A 15,969-nucleotide genomic window follows, 5' to 3' on the forward strand; every position below is an offset into this window, starting at 1 on the left:
GGACAGGTTTTCGCTGCATACATCTATGAAAAAGGCGAAAGCAGGCATGTCATGCTCAGAAAAGAAGATTTTGAACCAAATATGAAAACAGAGGATAAGATCCCCGGAGCGCAGACGGAAAATCCGGCACAGAGTCAGCGCTTCGGGGATTTTATCGTGAAATATATGCAGAATGTCCGGGATACTATGGAACTTTTTCCGGGGACATCTTTTCGGGCGATCAATGAAATTTTCGGGGTTCTTTATGTTCCGCTGGAAAGTATGGGAGAGATCGAGGTCACGGGAACCTCCTATAATTCGATCCCGAAATGCTATACCTACATGGATATGGAGGCAGCAGGGGAATCAGGAATCAACAGGCTGCACGATCACCCCTATCTGAAGCTGCGTGGAAAAGGTACTGCGGTGGCGGTGATCGATTCGGGGATTGATTATCAGAATGAAGTGTTTCGAAATGCAGGCGGCTCCAGAATCGCTTATTTATGGGATCAGTCCATAGAAGAGGAAGAACAAAATCAGTCTGGGAGGGAGTTGGAAGCTGAAAATGGAGATGCAGATAATTTGCCGGAAGAGGGGGATGATATAGCAGATACAGAAGTTCCATATGGCAAATTATTCCGGAAAAAGGATATCGACCGGGCACTGGCTTCCGAGGAGCCGTTTGCCATCGTGCCATCCAGAGATACCAACGGCCATGGCACGGCACTGGCGGGTATTGCTGCCGGAAATATGGTACCCGGAGAAAATTTTACCGGAGCAGCGCCGGAGGCAACCCTGATCATCATCAAGGTAAAGCCGGCAAAACAATATCTCCGGAATTTTTATCTTTATCCTCCGGAGGCAGAAGCTTTTCAGGAAAATGATGTGATGATGGCCATTGCTTTTGCGATTTCCCAGGCCAAAAAGCTGAAGATGCCACTTTCTATCTGCCTGGGGATCGGAAGCAGCCAGGGCGCGCATCTGGGGACCAATGCGTTAAGCCAGTATGTGGACTATGTGGCAAATTTTTCCCAGGTATCCGTATCTGTGGCAGCAGGAAACGAAGGAAATACAAGAAACCACAGTACGGGGATTTTTTCTCAGGGAAGGGAGCAGATCGTGACAGAACTCCGTGTAGCGGAAAGAGAGCAGGGCTTTACCATGGAATTCTGGGGAGAACCGCCGGAAATCTATGGGCTTTCCATCCAGTCACCAACCGGTGAGATACTGGAAGTCAGCAGTTCCATCGGTTCCAGAACCCAGGAGCTGTCATTTGTTTTTGTGGAAACAAAGGTGTATGTGAATTATATCCTGATCGAGCGTCAGACCGGATATTCCCTGGTGTATATCCGATTTTTCCATCCGGCGTCCGGTATCTGGAAAATTTTTACCCAGGCAAGAAAACAACAGAACGTACAGTTCTATATATGGCTTCCTGTGGAAGGGCTGATCTCACAAGATACCTATTTTCTGGAACCATCCCCCTATACCACGGTGACAGCGCCGGGAGACGCCAGGAACAGCATTACGGCAACTGCCTACCAGCATCGTGACGGAAGCATCTACATTGCAGCAGGCAGAGGCTATACGCCAGATGGCATGATCACTCCACATCTGGCAGCTCCTGGCGTTAACGTAAAAGTGCCGCTGGTACGAGGCGGCTTTGGAACCCGCTCCGGAACCAGTATATCCGCCGCACAGACCGCCGGCATCGCGGCACTTCTGTTTGAATGGGCGATCATACGGGATAACCAGCCGTTTTTTACCGGGAGCAGCGTGAAATATTATCTGCAGAGAGGCGCAAGAAGAGAAGAAAACATGCAGTACCCTAACCCAGAGTGGGGGTACGGGAAGGTGGATCTGTATCATACCTTTGAACTGCTGACGTGAGATGATGAGAATTGGAAAAATATGAAAAGCAGAAACAGATCATTTCCTTTGGAAAGAGTAGATGCACAAGATGCATAGATATTTCATTTGGAAAAATAAAAAAAGGATACGAAAGTACTAATTTTGGAAAAAATATTCATATAGATAATTCACTTTGTATCGTGTACTATAAATATATGGAAAAATCATATAATGACACAACAGGGAGGAATTTTACTTATGGAGCTTTCAACTTTGGTAAAAATGTCAAACACCTACGGAAGCAATCCGGCCTATGTTCTGGCAGGAGGCGGTAATACTTCTGTAAAAGACGATACAACATTGTATGTAAAGGGATCCGGTACACAGCTTGCTACCATTAAGGCAGAGGAATTTGTCAAAATGGACAGAGCCCGTCTGAATGAGATCATGAAAACGGAATATCCGGCGGATGATGTGAAGCGTGAGTCTGCATATCTTGCAGATGTAATGGCGGCAGTGACCGATGAGGATAAAACCAAACGTCCCAGCGTGGAAGCACTGCTCCACAATCTGTTTGCTTATACGTATGTCCTGCATGTTCATCCGACACTTATCAATGGACTGACCTGCGGAAAGGGCGCAAAGGCTCTTTGCGAAGAACTTCTTGGAAAAGATGTACTCTGGATCGATATCTGCAAACCGGGATACACACTTGCCCGTATCTGCTTCGAGAAAATGAATGCCTATAAAGAAGAAACAGGAAAAGACGTGCAGGTTCTTCTGCTTCAGAATCACGGAATTTTTGTTGCGGCTGATACTGTAGAGGAGATTGGCGTTTTATTCGATGGTGTGATCGGAAAGCTGGAAAAGCAGGTAAAGAGAACTGCGGATGTAAGTGATGCAGTTACACCTGAAAAAGAGCAGGCAGCACAGAAGCTTTCCAGTCTGTTCGGACATGCGGTGGAAGTCGTACCGGCTGCGGAGGTGGATAATTTTGTAAAAGATAAAACTGCTGCGGCACCTCTTCTGAAGCCGTTTACTCCGGATCATATTGTATATTGTGGACCTTATCCGTTATTTGTAGAAAATATTGATGAGGCGAAAAATGCGCTGGATGCATTTATGACAGAGCATGATAAAGAGCCAAGACTGATCCTGGTACAGGGCGTTGGCGCATTTATCATGGAAGATGACAAAGGAAAGGCAGCAAAGGCACAGCTTCTGGTAAAGGATGCGATCAAGCTTGCAGTGTATGCAGAGAGCTTTGGCGGTCCGCTGCAGATGACTGATGAGATCACATATTTTATCACACACTGGGAAGCAGAAGCATACCGCAGTAAGAAATAAAAAAGAAAAAAATATATATAGAAATAAAGAAAATGCATCGGGAACTATTAGGAAATTCCCGGTGCATTTTTTATCGAATGACGGATAAACAGTTACTCAGGACAGAGTTACGCAGCAAATGTGGATATTTTTATCCGCATTACCACAAATCTTATTTCCGATACACGAACGCCGGCAGTCCATCCTCACCAACCGGAACATTTACAGTTCCCTGGATCAGCGGGCGGGCATAGCGGATAAAGTCTTCGGTGACATCGGAGCCGTCTTCTGTGATCCATTCCACAGGGACCGTCTTTTCTTCGTTGCAGATAACGTTGACATCCTCCAGTGTACATTTGATGGAGTACGGAGAATCACTCTGACGTTTAAATGCGATCATCTTTCCGGTTTCGCCGTTCAGGGCAGCCTGTACACCAAATTCACCGGCGAGGATGCCTTCTTGCTGGTCTGTTCCGGCGAGCATAGCTGCAGAGCAGCGCTGGCTTACATTGAGCTCTACGGAGCGGGCTTTGACACCAAGACGGCTGCGTACAAGATTCTCAAGATATTTACCGCAGCCAGCAAGCATCTTGTGACCGAAGGCGTCGGTTCCGGCAGCGCTATCGTATTCGCAGATGAAAGTGCCGTCTTTATCATGGATTCCCTCAGATACACAGACTACGACGTTGCAGTTTTTCTCGAAGGCAGCATGAACTTTCTGGAGAAATTCTTCTACATCGAAATCGGTTTCCGGAAGATAAATGAGAAGCGGATTGTCTCCAACATATTTCCGGGCAAGGGCAGCAGCTCCGGTGAGCCAGCCTGCGTGACGTCCCATGATCTCGATGATAGTGACGGATTTTTTCTCATAGACACAGGCGTCCAGGGTGATCTCACGGACGGTGGAGGCTACGTAGCGGGCAGCACTTCCGAATCCGGGAGTATGGTCGGTGTTTACAAGGTCGTTATCAATGGTCTTCGGCTCACCGAGGATACGGATGTCGCTGCCGATCTTTTCAGCATAGCGGGAAAGCTTGCTGACGGTATCCATGGAATCGTTGCCGCCGATATAAAAGAACCAGCCGATGTTCATCTCCTCGAATTTCTGAAAAAGCTTCGGATAAACCGGATCCTCCAGGGATTCCGGAAGCTTGTAACGGCAGGAGCCGAGATAGGCGCCGGGTGTCCAGGTAAGAGCGAGAAGCTGCTCTCCCGGAAGTGCTTCCTGGAAATCAAGGACTGTTCCTTTTAAAAATCCCTCAATGCCGTTGACCATACCATAAACGTGGTCGATCTCCTCTGTATGTTTAAGTGCTTCAGATACCACACCGTAAAGACTGCTGTTGATAGCTGCGGTTGGTCCGCCGGATTGTCCTGCGATAAGGTTCTTTTTTGACATTCTGATACCTCCTGGGTGTTGTTTTTTATATTGTAACAGAAATAGAAGAAGATAACATCTAAAAAAATCACCTTTTTTATAAAAAAATTACTCTATACAAATGGTTATATCATAGTAATATAATAGTATATACAGAGAAAAGAGGTGAAAAAACGATGACAGTAAGAAAAGTACAGTTTGAGAGCATGGATGAAGTGAACCGTTTTCTTGATGTGACAGAGCATTTTCCGTTTGCAGTGGATCTGAAAAGGGGAAGCAGAACAGTAAATGGCAAATCCATTCTTGGAGTTGCATCCATTGGCCTTGGCAGAGAGATGGACTTTTGTGCACATGTGCCGGAGCTTGCGCCGGAGATCACATCCAGTCTTGGTTTTTGCATGAGGTAGGTTTAAGAGGGGAAAAAATAAATAATGGTTGATCGATGGTGAATGAGGATATCGTAAGGTCGCAGAGGCGATGATCGGTATCCTCATTTTTTTATAGATGACAAATGTAAGTATTTAGAAAAAAATCTAAATACTTATTGACTGGGAAATCCGAAAATGCTATACTCTATTTAGAAATATTTCTAAATACTATCCGAAAGGAGGAAGACATACACGATGGCGTTTGCGGAAACCTTCAAGGCACTTTCGGATCCTGTGCGGAGAGAAATCCTGCAGCTTCTGAAAAACGGGAAAATGTCAGCCGGTGAGATCGGAGGACATTTTGACATGACAGGTGCAACCATATCCTATCATCTGAAAATTTTGAAGAAAGCAGATCTTGTGTGGGAGACGAAGGTAAAGAATTTCGTGTATTACGAACTGAATACCACAGTTGTAGAGGAGCTGCTTCTGTGGCTCAGTGATCTGAAAGGGGGAAAGAATGATGAAAGGTGAAGAAAGAAAAGAGTTTCTGAAGGAATATAAAATGTCCCTGATCTCCGGGAGTATCCTTACGATCTCACCGTCACTGGCAGGGATCCTGCTGTGGAACCGTCTGCCGGAGAAGATCGCAACACATTTTGATCAGCACAATCTGGCCAACGGCTGGAGCAGCAAGCCGATGGCAGTTTTTGGAATTCCATTTCTGCTTTTGCTGATCCATCTGTTTTGCGTGTTTTTTACAGCCAATGATCCAAAGAGAAAAAATATCAACAGGCGTATTTTTACCATGGTCCTGTGGCTGGTTCCGGTGGTGTCTGTGATCACCTGCATGTCAATCTATGGTCTTGCTCTGGGTATGGACATTGATATAGGTGTGATCGTGAATATCATGGTGGGGATCATGTTTATCATTCTCGGAAATTACGTTCATAAGGTGAAACAGAATTATACAGTGGGAATGAAGCTTCCCTGGACCTTGAACAGTGAGGAGAACTGGAACCGTACCAACCGTATGACAGGCTGGATACTGATCCTGTCAGGGCTGCTTTTTCTTATGAATTCGCTGCTTCTGAAAACGGAAATTGTTTTTGCGGTAATTTTGCTGGTCATCCTTGTGCCAATGATCTATTCATTTATTCTTTATAAAAAGGGAATCTGAGAAAATAATTTCGGACCGTCACTGTCAGAAAAAAGGCAGTGGCGGCTTCTTTTTTATCAAAAAATAATGTTCAAACAAAGCGGTACGTGATATGATAATGTCATACAAAAGCATTTCCTCGAACACTATAAACAGACAGCAGACAGGAGGGATCATTATGACAGAATTAAGCCGTTTTCAAAAAGATGTGGAAGTTGCTGCCACTGCTCTTGAAATGCGGGCAGAGAACGAGGATGCCAAAGAAGAGGCCATTCATCTTTACCGGAAATTCGGAAGTACCAAGCAGGAGCCGCTGCGGCTGGCAGTTGCCCTGCGGGGATATTTTCTGGAGGAAGGTGTGGAGGAAGAGGAACGCGCGCATTATGGAGCATATCTTAAGAAAAGGATCCGTCCGGCTGTGGAACGCCTGATCCTGGAAGATGACTGGGAAAAGATCGAGAAGCTTTATGAGAACGAATGGTTTGGGGAACAGGAGCTGGAGGTGTTCCTGAAACTGGCTGAAGAGTGGAGGAGACCTGCAGCGCTGATGGGACTTCTCCATTTGAAAAAAGCAAATTATGGATTTAAAGAGAAGAAATTCGAGCTGTGATTTTTTCAGGAAATCGGGAATGGAGGCGGATTCGGTGGAACGGAGGCAGGAAGAGCTTGGAATACATATCCTGGAAAACATAAGGAACGAACTGTACTACTATTTTCCATATCTGGACGGTGCTTTTGCCTGCATTTCCGGGAAGGGCTCAGAGCAGACCGGAACCATTGGAACAGATGGAGCTTTTTTTCTTTTTTCCCCGGAATATCTTCTGAAGCTTTATGTAAAAAAGCCGGAGGCAGTGCGAAGAGGTTATCTGCATATGCTGCTGCACTGTCTGTATCTGCACCTTTTTCGGGAGGATCAGGAGGACAGACGCTTATGGAACCTGGCCTGTGATATTGCGGTGGAACAGATCATTTCCAGGGAAAAGATCCCGATTCTGGAGACAGGCGGCGATGCGAAAAAAATCCGTGAAAAGGTTTTTCATATTCTGGGAGACAGGTCGGATTCCGCAGAAAAGATATGCCGGAAGCTGAAGGAACAGGCTTTTCCGTTTCACCTGGAAGAACTGGAGGAAGCCTTTCATTTTGATGACCACACCCTGTGGGACACCTGTACAGGAGAAAAAGGAAAAAGAACAAAGGAAAAATGGAACAAGCTTCTTTCCTATACTGCCGCAAACCGTCAGGATCACCGGAAACGGCGGGGAAGTCAGAAAGGGGACCAGAAGGAAGAGGCAGGAACGGTAAGATCCGGAAGATACGATTACAAAAAATTTCTCCGTCAGTTTTCTGTGCTGCGGGAAGAGGTGGAGCTGGATACGGAAAGCTTTGATTATATTTTTTATAATTACGGGATGGAGCATTATGGAAATCTTCCGCTGATCGAGCCGCTGGAATATAAGGAAGTGAACCGTCTGGAGGAGCTGGTGATCGCCATTGATACTTCCGGCTCCTGTGATGGAGAGACTGTGCGGAGATTCCTTGGAGAAACGTATTCCATTCTCAGTGAAAAAGAGAATTTTTTCCATAAAATGAAGGTGTACCTGATCCAGTGTGACTGCTGTATCCAGGATGTTAAGGTGATCCATTCCGAGGAAGAATGGAAGGAATACAGCAAAAATATCACCATACAGGGCCGGAGCGGAACAGATTTCCGGCCGGTGTTCCGGTATGTGAAGGAGCAGCAGGAGAAAAAAGAAATCCGCAGTCTTAAGGCTCTGATCTATTTTACAGACGGGGACGGGATATATCCCGGAAGCAAACCGGATTATGAAACGGCCTTTGTATTTTTACATAAAACAGAAAAAATGGAGCTTGTTCCGCCCTGGGCGATCCGGCTTGTGGCAGAGCAGGAAGGAGTGCGTTACAGAACATGAACATAAAAGAGGCAAAAGAAGAGATCAAACATACCTTACTGGCTTACAACCGGAAGGATGCAGCCGGGCGCTATACATTTCCCAAACTCCGACAGCGTCCCATCCTGCTTATGGGGCCTCCCGGAATCGGGAAAACAGCGATCATGGAGCAGGTGGCAGAGGAATGCGAGGTAGGTCTGGTAGCCTATACCATTACCCATCATACAAGACAGAGTGCGATAGGACTGCCAAGGATCGTGACCCGGTGCTACAACGGAAAAGAGGTCAGCATCACAGAGTATACCTTAAGCGAGATCATTGCTTCTGTGTATGATTGTATGGAACGTACCGGAAAGAAGGAGGGAATCCTGTTTATCGATGAGATCAACTGTGTCTCCGAGACACTTGCGCCTACCATGCTGCAGTTCCTTCAGAACAAGACCTTCGGAAGCCACAGTGTGCCGGAAGGATGGCTGATCGCGGCAGCAGGAAATCCTCCGGAATATAATAAATCGGTCCGGGAGTTTGATATTGTAACACTGGACCGTGTGCGGAGGATGGATATCGAGGCAGATCTTGAGGTGTGGATGGAGTATGCCTGGAAAAAGGAGATCCACGGATCGATCCTGGCTTATCTCGGCATGAAGAAGGATCATTTTTATTCTGTGGAGAATACAGTGGACGGGAAATTCTTCGTGACAGCAAGAGGCTGGGAAGACCTGTCTGAGATCCTGAAGGCTTATGAGGAGCTGGGCGTGGAGATCACAGAGAATCTGGTCGGGGAGTATTTATGCAGAGAGGAGATCGCAAGAAGCTTTTTTGCCAGCTATCAGCTGTACCGGAAGTACGGAGAGGACTATGGCCTGGAACGTCTGCTTTCCGGAGAGATGCCGGAGGAGGAACAGCAGAAAAAGGTAAAAATGGCGAAGGAAGCTTCCTTTGAGGAACGCTTCCTTGTGACAGGGCTTCTGCTTGACGGTCTGAACGGAAGTTTTCTGACCTATGAGAAGATGGATGGTGAGACAGGTGCTGTTTATCAGGAACTTCTGCATCTGAAAGCTTTTCTTCAGAATAAAAAGGACATGACAGCGCTGGATGAATTTACAGATATGAAGAAGAAAAGTCTGGCTGTCCGTCTGGAGGCGGAGCTTCTTACCGCAGATCAGCAGACTACGGAAGAGCTAGTGATCCGCACTCTGGAGGAATTCAGCCTTACTATCCGAAAGGAGCATATCACAGAAACAGAGGCTGGCTTTGAACGGATCCGGCAGCTTTTTACGGAAATGGCGGAGAAGAGAAAAGCCTGTGCGAAAAAGATCAGCGGGGAGCTGGAACAGGCATTTACATTTATGAAGGAATGCTTCGGGGACGGACAGGAAACGGTGCTTTTTGTCACCGGATTGACCCGGAACAGTCATGCGGCGGCCTTTATCCGAGAGTATGGCTGTGATCCTTATTTTGCCTGCAGTGAGAAGCTTCTTTACCGGAAACAGGAGAAAAAGCTTCAGGAGAAATGTGCATCACTATTAGAAATATGAATGATCCCTTAACGAATACTTATGACTGAAAGGGGCCTGACATCTTGACAGAAGGGTTTGTGAGGTGATACGGTAACGGTGTCGAAAACAAAAATCAAATAACCGAATGATGAGGTGTGAGAACATGCAGGAATTAAAACCAATCAAAGAAGGTAAAGTACGTGAGATCTATGACAATGGAGACAGTCTGATCATGGTTGCAACAGACCGTATCAGCTGCTTTGACGTAATTCTGAATAACGAAGTTACAAAGAAAGGTGCTGTACTGACCCAGATGTCCAAATTCTGGTTTGACATGACTGAGGACATTCTTCCGAACCACATGATCTCTGTAGATACCAAGGATATGCCGGAGTTTTTCCAGCAGGAGAAATTCGAAGGAAAATCCATGATGTGCCGTAAACTGAACATGCTGCCGATCGAGTGTATCGTACGTGGATACATCACAGGAAGCGGCTGGACAAGCTACAAGGAGAACGGCACTGTATGCGGCATCAAGCTTCCGGAGGGACTGAAGGAATCCGACAAGCTGCCTGAGCCGATCTACACACCATCTACCAAGGCTGAGATCGGTGATCACGATGAGAATATTTCCTTTGAGCAGAGTATCGATCATCTTGAGAAATACTTCCCGGGAAAAGGACGCGAGTATGCAGAAAAGCTTCGTGACAACACCATTGCTCTTTACAAAAAATGTGCAGAGTATGCACTCAGCAAGGGAATCATCATTGCAGATACAAAATTCGAGTTTGGTCTTGATGAGGACGGAAACATGGTTATCGGTGATGAGATGCTGACACCGGACAGCTCCCGTTTCTGGCCGGCAGAAGGCTATGAACCAGGACATGGTCAGCCATCCTTTGACAAACAGTTTGCACGTGACTGGCTGAAAGCCAATCCGGACAACGACTGGACACTTCCGCAGGAGATCGTTGACAAGACTATTGAAAAATATCTCCAGGCATACAAAATGCTTACAGGAAAAGAACTGGCCTGAAAATAACAGCAGCTCTGAAATAGAACATACCTTACAAGCCGCTTCGGATGCCCATTCCGAGGCGGCTTCTTTCTGTATAAAACAGGACAAAAACAAAACGGTTGCAAGAAAACGGAGGGATATTTATAATAAATACAGAAACCAGATGATCCTGACAGATTTAAAGGAGTGTGATTATGAGCAGGAAAAACAAGGTGAAAAAGAAAAAAACAGTTGGAGATCATATTCTGACGATCGTTCTGATCGTGGCAATCTGTATTTTCTGTTATGCAGCTTTTAACCTTTATCATATTTATACAGAATATAAAAAAGGAACCGATGAATATAACAGCATTTCCGAAATGGCAGTGACAGAACGTGATCCGGACCAGGTGGAAGAGATAGATCAGCCGGATGAACAGCCTGTAGCACCTGTGAGCATTGATTTTGATTCTCTCAGGAGTATCAATGAGGATGTGATCGGCTGGATCTATATGGAAGCATTGCCTGAGATCAGTTATCCGGTGGTACAGGGAGAGGATAATAATTTTTATCTGCACCAGACATATGAGAAAAATTATAATTTTGCGGGAACGATCTTTATTGATTATGAGAACAAAAGAGATTTCAGCGATTGTAATACCCTGGTGTACGGACACAACATGAAGAATGGTTCCATGTTTGGAATGCTGAAAAAGTACAGAGCTGATGAGACGCTTTATAATACCAGCAAATATTTCTGGATCCTCACACCTGAAAAAGATTACCGGTATGAGATCATTGCAGCGTATACGACTTCTGTAAACAGCGATACTTATACCTTATTTAAAGGACCTGGCAAAGAGTTTCTGGAATATGAGAAAAAAATGTTCCAGAATTCGGAGATCAGAACAGATGCCACTGCAAGTGAAGCCAATGTGAAGGATAAGATCGTTACATTATCAACCTGTACCGGCAATCAGGCAACACGTTTTGTGGTACAGGGAAAAAGAGTGAATGCGGTGAACCCACAGTAGAGCTTTTGCGGATAAGTTTGGGAGGAAATGATATGGGAAATGAGATAGAAAAATTACAAAAGATCATTGATGAGAGCAGAAATATTGTATTTTTCGGCGGTGCAGGTGTTTCAACAGAAAGCGGGATCCCGGATTTTCGAAGCCAGGACGGACTGTATAACCAGAAATATGATTACCCGCCGGAGACGATCTTAAGCCATACATTTTTTATGCGAAAACCTGAGGAATTCTTTAAATTTTACAGAGATAAGATGCTTTGTGATACTGCAAAACCGAATGCGGCACATCTTAAGCTGGCGGAGATGGAGCAAACAGGAAAGCTGAAGGCTGTGATCACTCAGAATATCGATAATCTTCACCAGATGGCAGGAAGTAAAAAGGTCCTGGAGCTTCACGGAAGCGTTTACCGAAATCATTGTGTGAAATGCGGGAAATCCTATGATTTTAAATATATGAAGGAATCGAAAGGTGTTCCGCGGTGCAGCTGCGGCGGCATGATCAAGCCGGATGTGGTCCTTTATGAGGAAGGGCTGGATGACTATACGATCCAGGAATCAGTAAGAGTGATCTCAGAGGCGGAGGTGCTGATCATCGGGGGAACTTCTCTGGCGGTATATCCGGCAGCAGGCCTGATCGATTATTTCCGGGGAAATCATCTGGTGGTGATCAACAAGGCACCGACACCGAGGGATAAATATGCGGATCTTCTTATTAAAGAACCGATCGGGCAGGTGTTTTCTCAGATAAGAGTCTGAAAATATGGGAACCTGGGATGATCTGCAAAATAAAAATGAGGAGTATCAAATGGGATTAAATTATGAAGTTGGAGATATTGTCACACTGAAGAAGGCTCATCCCTGTGGCAGTAAAGAATGGGAGATCCTTCGCGTAGGAGCGGATTTCCGCCTGAAATGCAAGGGCTGCGGACATCAGATCATGGTGGCACGTAAGCTGGTTGAGAAAAATACACGAGATTTGAAAAAAATTGAAAAAAATTAAATTTATGCTTTACATCACGGGAGAGATGTGCTAGAATCAACAATCGTGATATATTTCATATCCTTGCTCTTTGACAGGCAAAGGGCCAAAAGACCATAAGGAGGTTAAGACAAGCATGAACAAGTACGAGTTAGCATTAGTTGTGAGCGCTAAGCTTGAGGACGAAGCACGTGACGCTGTAGTTGAGAAAGCAAAAGACTACATCACACGTTACAACGGCGTGATCACAGAAGTTGAAGAATGGGGTAAGAAGAAATTAGCTTACGAGATTCAGAAAATGCATGAAGGCTTCTACTATTTTATTCAGTTTGAAGCAGATTCTCAGTGCCCGGCGGAGATCGAGAGACATGTCCGCATCATGGACAATGTATTAAGATACCTGGTTGTCAAGAAAGAGGCATAATTTTTGCAGCGGATTTTTGAAAACACCATTAAGAACCTGTTCAGTTAAGTGAAATCATAAGAGAGGTAGAACGATGAACAAAGTAATATTAATGGGACGCTTGACAAGAGATCCTGAGGTAAGATATTCCGCAGGAGAAAATGCCCTGGCAATCGCCAGATATACACTGGCAGTTGATCGCAGATTCCGTCGTGACGGAGAGGCAAGTGCTGATTTTATCAGCTGTGTTTCTTTCGGACGTACAGCAGAATTTGCGGAAAAGTATTTCAGACAGGGACTGAAAATTGCAGTTACGGGACGTATCCAGACAGGAAGCTATACGAACCGTGAGGGACAGAAGGTTTATACGACAGAGGTTGTTGTTGAGGATCAGGAATTTGCTGAGAGCAAAGCATCAAGCGACAGCTATGCAGCAGCTCATCCGAGAACAGAGGCAGCACCTGCAACGTCTATGCCGAGTCCGAGCGCAGCAAGCGCCGACGGCTTTATGAACATTCCAGATGGAATTGATGAGGAGCTGCCGTTCAATTAGAACATCTGATCAAGACAGATGAGACGAATAAGATAGGAGGAAACAATCATGGCTTACAATAGAGGCGAGAGACCAGATTCTCCGATGAAGAGAAGAGGCGGACGCAGAAGAAAAAAAGTTTGTGTATTCTGCGGTAAAGAGAATAACGAGATCGATTACAAGGATGTAGCAAAGTTAAGAAAGTATGTTTCCGAGAGAGGTAAAATTCTCCCGAGAAGAATTACAGGTAACTGTGCGAAACATCAGAGAGCACTGACAGTTGCTGTTAAGAGAGCACGTCATATGTCCCTGATGCCATACGTTCAGGACTAATTCTGATCTTATACGGGGTCGTTGCGAAAAAGATGAGCAGTCATCTGGAGGCAGCGGCCCTGTTTTTTTATGAGCAAAACAGATTTTATCATTGCTATGGAATTATAATAAGGAATCTGGTATAATGTTAAATAACTTGTGGGTTAAATTACATTAAGAACAGGAAAAAGCAATGAACAACAAAGTTAAATTCAAGGGGCCTATGAAACACTTCATGCGCTGGCCGCTGTACCTTTCGGTCCTGGTCGTGCTGCTGGACCTGCTGGTGTTTATTGTAAGTGTAAAGGCCGGAATTCTGGTGTCTGTAGGTACTGTGATCTATATTTTTATCGCAGTACAGCTTTTTCGATATCACAAACCGCGGATCATCAATGATATGATCGCATTTGCCAATCAGTATGATGTGGTAGAAAAGCGGATGCTGGAAGAACTGGCGCTTCCTTATGCCATTATGGATATGGAAGGCCGCATGATCTGGTCCAACCGTATTTTTTCAGAGATCACGGGGAGAGATCAGTTTTATAAAAAAAATATCAGCACAGTTTTCCCGGATATTACTCCGGACAAGCTTCCTGTAGCCGATGAACCGGAAATTTCTGAGATGAGTATACATTTCGGGGATCGGATCTATCGGGTTTCCATGCAGCGGGTGACTATGGGTGAAGTAGTCAGCCATGCGGATATTCTGGAGAATATGTCCCAGAATGTCAGTCTGATCGCCATGTATCTTTATGATGAAACAGAGCTTAAGGAATACATCCAGAAAAATGAGGATAACAAGCTTGTTGTAGCACTGGCTTATCTGGATAATTATGAAGAAGCACTGGAGAGCGTGGAGGATGTGAGAAGATCTCTGCTTATCGCACTGATCGACCGAAAGATCACCAAGTATTTTTCCAACTTTGACGGCCTTGTGAAGAAACTGGAGAAAGATAAATATCTTCTGATCATGCGCCAGAGTTCACTGGAAACACTGAAGGAACAGCGTTTTCATATCCTGGATGAGGTTAAGACGGTTAACATCGGAAATGAAATGGCTGTGACATTAAGTATTGGAATCGGTCTGAATGCTTCTACGTATATCCAGAATTATGAATATGCCAGAATTGCCATTGAGATGGCACTGGGCCGTGGCGGTGATCAGGTAGTGATCAAAAATGAAAATAATATTACCTACATTGGCGGCAAGGCACAGCAGATGGAGAAATCAACCCGAGTGAAGGCACGAGTGAAGGCTCAGGCTCTGAAGGAATTTATGAGCACCAAGGATCGAGTGGTGGTTATGGGACACAAGATCACAGATGTGGATGCTCTGGGAGCTGGGATCGGTATTTACCGTGCCGGTAAGACTCTTGGTAAGCCGGTGCATATTGTGATCAATGATCCGACCACATCCATTCGGCCGCTGATGAGTGGATTTATGGAGAATCCGGATTATGAGCCGTCCATGTTTGTGGACAGTAATCAGGCCAAAGAACTGGTGGATAACAATACGGTAGTAATTGTGGTGGATACCAACAAGCCAAGCTATACCGAATGCCAGGATCTTCTCTATATGACAAAGACCATTGTGGTATTGGATCATCACCGCCGCGGCAGCGAGGTGATCCAGAATGCAGTTCTGTCCTATGTGGAGCCATATGCATCCTCAAGCTGCGAGATGATCGCAGAGATCCTGCAGTATTTTGCAGACGGGCTGAAGCTTCGCAGTATTGAGGCGGACTGTATTTATGCGGGTATCATGATCGATACCAACAACTTTACAACAAGAGCGGGTGTGCGTACCTTTGAGGCAGCAGCATTCCTGCGCAGATGCGGAGCAGATGTGACACGTGTACGTAAGATGCTCCGGGATAATATTGATTCCTATAAGGCGAGAGCGGAGGCAGTTCGTACTGCGGAGATCTACAGAGATTATTTTGCCATTGCAAGATGTCCGAGTGAAGGTCTGGAAAGTCCTACCGTTGTAGGAGCACAGGCGGCCAATGAGCTGCTCAATATCGCAGGAGTCAAGGCATCTTTTGTTCTTACCAGCTATAATAATGAGGTTTACATCAGTGCCAGAGCCATTGATGAAGTGAATGTACAGGTCATGATGGAACGGATGGGCGGCGGCGGACATCTGAATATTGCCGGTGCACAGGTGAAAGACACCATGGATGAGACCGAAAGAATGCTGAAAGAAATTATAGACCAGTTATATCAGGAAGGGGACAAATAGA

Annotated in this window: 17 protein-coding genes; 16 read left to right on the forward strand and 1 reads right to left on the reverse strand. The window is 45.5% G+C overall.

The window, feature by feature from the left end; translation table 11 throughout:
* Positions 1-51 precede the first annotated feature (51 nt).
* Positions 52-1,869, forward strand: a complete 1,818-nt coding sequence (locus ACTNDQ_RS07510) for a S8 family peptidase (protein ID WP_278795537.1) — start codon at positions 52-54, stop codon at positions 1,867-1,869.
* 219 nt (positions 1,870-2,088) lie between these two features.
* Positions 2,089-3,177, forward strand: coding sequence for a class II aldolase/adducin family protein (locus ACTNDQ_RS07515; protein ID WP_279198820.1), 1,089 nt, complete (start codon positions 2,089-2,091; stop codon positions 3,175-3,177).
* 151 nt (positions 3,178-3,328) lie between these two features.
* Here ACTNDQ_RS07515 and ACTNDQ_RS07520 read toward each other — a convergent pair whose 3' ends face one another.
* Positions 3,329-4,555 carry a 6-phosphofructokinase gene (locus tag ACTNDQ_RS07520; protein WP_278795535.1) on the reverse strand — a complete coding sequence of 409 codons (1,227 nt, stop codon included), beginning with the start codon at positions 4,553-4,555 and terminating at the stop codon, positions 3,329-3,331.
* A 155-nt stretch (positions 4,556-4,710) separates the two neighbouring features.
* Here ACTNDQ_RS07520 and ACTNDQ_RS07525 point away from each other — a divergent pair, with 155 nt between their 5' ends.
* The 14 genes from ACTNDQ_RS07525 to ACTNDQ_RS07590 all read left to right on the forward strand — a co-directional run bounded on the left by ACTNDQ_RS07525 (position 4,711) and on the right by ACTNDQ_RS07590 (position 15,968).
* Positions 4,711-4,941, forward strand: coding sequence for an HPr family phosphocarrier protein (locus tag ACTNDQ_RS07525; protein WP_110103223.1), 231 nt, complete (start codon positions 4,711-4,713; stop codon positions 4,939-4,941).
* 216 nt (positions 4,942-5,157) lie between these two features.
* Positions 5,158-5,436 (forward strand): autorepressor SdpR family transcription factor, encoded by a 279-nt coding sequence (locus ACTNDQ_RS07530; protein WP_015527197.1) that lies wholly within the window; start codon positions 5,158-5,160, stop codon positions 5,434-5,436.
* Positions 5,423-6,082, forward strand: coding sequence for an SdpI family protein (locus tag ACTNDQ_RS07535; protein ID WP_320442562.1), 660 nt, complete (start codon positions 5,423-5,425; stop codon positions 6,080-6,082). Before ACTNDQ_RS07530 ends, ACTNDQ_RS07535 begins: the two co-directional genes overlap by 14 nt.
* 157 nt (positions 6,083-6,239) lie before the next feature.
* Positions 6,240-6,671, forward strand: coding sequence for a hypothetical protein (locus ACTNDQ_RS07540; RefSeq protein WP_092068357.1), 432 nt, complete (start codon positions 6,240-6,242; stop codon positions 6,669-6,671).
* Positions 6,672-6,705: 34 nt separating this feature from the next.
* Positions 6,706-7,992, forward strand: a complete 1,287-nt coding sequence (locus ACTNDQ_RS07545; RefSeq protein WP_441064328.1) for a vWA domain-containing protein — start codon at positions 6,706-6,708, stop codon at positions 7,990-7,992.
* Positions 7,989-9,509 (forward strand): ATP-binding protein, encoded by a 1,521-nt coding sequence (locus ACTNDQ_RS07550; RefSeq protein ID WP_441064329.1) that lies wholly within the window; start codon positions 7,989-7,991, stop codon positions 9,507-9,509. Before ACTNDQ_RS07545 ends, ACTNDQ_RS07550 begins: the two co-directional genes overlap by 4 nt.
* A gap of 124 nt (positions 9,510-9,633) precedes the next feature.
* Positions 9,634-10,506, forward strand: a complete 873-nt coding sequence (locus tag ACTNDQ_RS07555; RefSeq protein ID WP_278795530.1) for a phosphoribosylaminoimidazolesuccinocarboxamide synthase — start codon at positions 9,634-9,636, stop codon at positions 10,504-10,506.
* Between the two features lie 176 nt (positions 10,507-10,682).
* Positions 10,683-11,501: a class B sortase gene (gene srtB, locus ACTNDQ_RS07560; RefSeq protein ID WP_021651401.1), complete on the forward strand. Its 819-nt coding sequence runs from the start codon at positions 10,683-10,685 to the stop codon at positions 11,499-11,501.
* A gap of 32 nt (positions 11,502-11,533) precedes the next feature.
* A complete protein-coding gene (locus ACTNDQ_RS07565) occupies positions 11,534-12,256 on the forward strand; it encodes an NAD-dependent protein deacylase (RefSeq protein WP_015527191.1) in 723 nt (240 codons plus the stop codon).
* Positions 12,257-12,305: 49 nt separating this feature from the next.
* A complete protein-coding gene (locus ACTNDQ_RS07570) occupies positions 12,306-12,500 on the forward strand; it encodes a DUF951 domain-containing protein (protein ID WP_022426426.1) in 195 nt (64 codons plus the stop codon).
* Between the two features lie 115 nt (positions 12,501-12,615).
* The gene (gene rpsF, locus ACTNDQ_RS07575) at positions 12,616-12,903 is read left to right on the forward strand and encodes a 30S ribosomal protein S6 (protein ID WP_278795528.1); all 288 of its coding nucleotides are present in this window, start codon (positions 12,616-12,618) and stop codon (positions 12,901-12,903) included.
* 73 nt (positions 12,904-12,976) lie between these two features.
* Positions 12,977-13,435: a single-stranded DNA-binding protein gene (locus tag ACTNDQ_RS07580; RefSeq protein WP_015527188.1), complete on the forward strand. Its 459-nt coding sequence runs from the start codon at positions 12,977-12,979 to the stop codon at positions 13,433-13,435.
* A 48-nt stretch (positions 13,436-13,483) separates the two neighbouring features.
* Entirely contained in the window at positions 13,484-13,747 is a 264-nt protein-coding gene (rpsR, locus tag ACTNDQ_RS07585) for a 30S ribosomal protein S18 (protein ID WP_021651398.1), read from the forward strand.
* A 172-nt stretch (positions 13,748-13,919) separates the two neighbouring features.
* Complete coding sequence (locus tag ACTNDQ_RS07590) at positions 13,920-15,968, forward strand: DHH family phosphoesterase (protein ID WP_279198817.1); 2,049 nt, start codon at positions 13,920-13,922, stop codon at positions 15,966-15,968.
* The last annotated feature ends 1 nt before the right edge of the window (position 15,969 follow it).

The sequence above is a fragment of the Blautia massiliensis (ex Liu et al. 2021) genome (genome assembly GCF_052064225.1).
Classification (GTDB): domain Bacteria; phylum Bacillota; class Clostridia; order Lachnospirales; family Lachnospiraceae; genus Blautia_A; species Blautia_A fusiformis.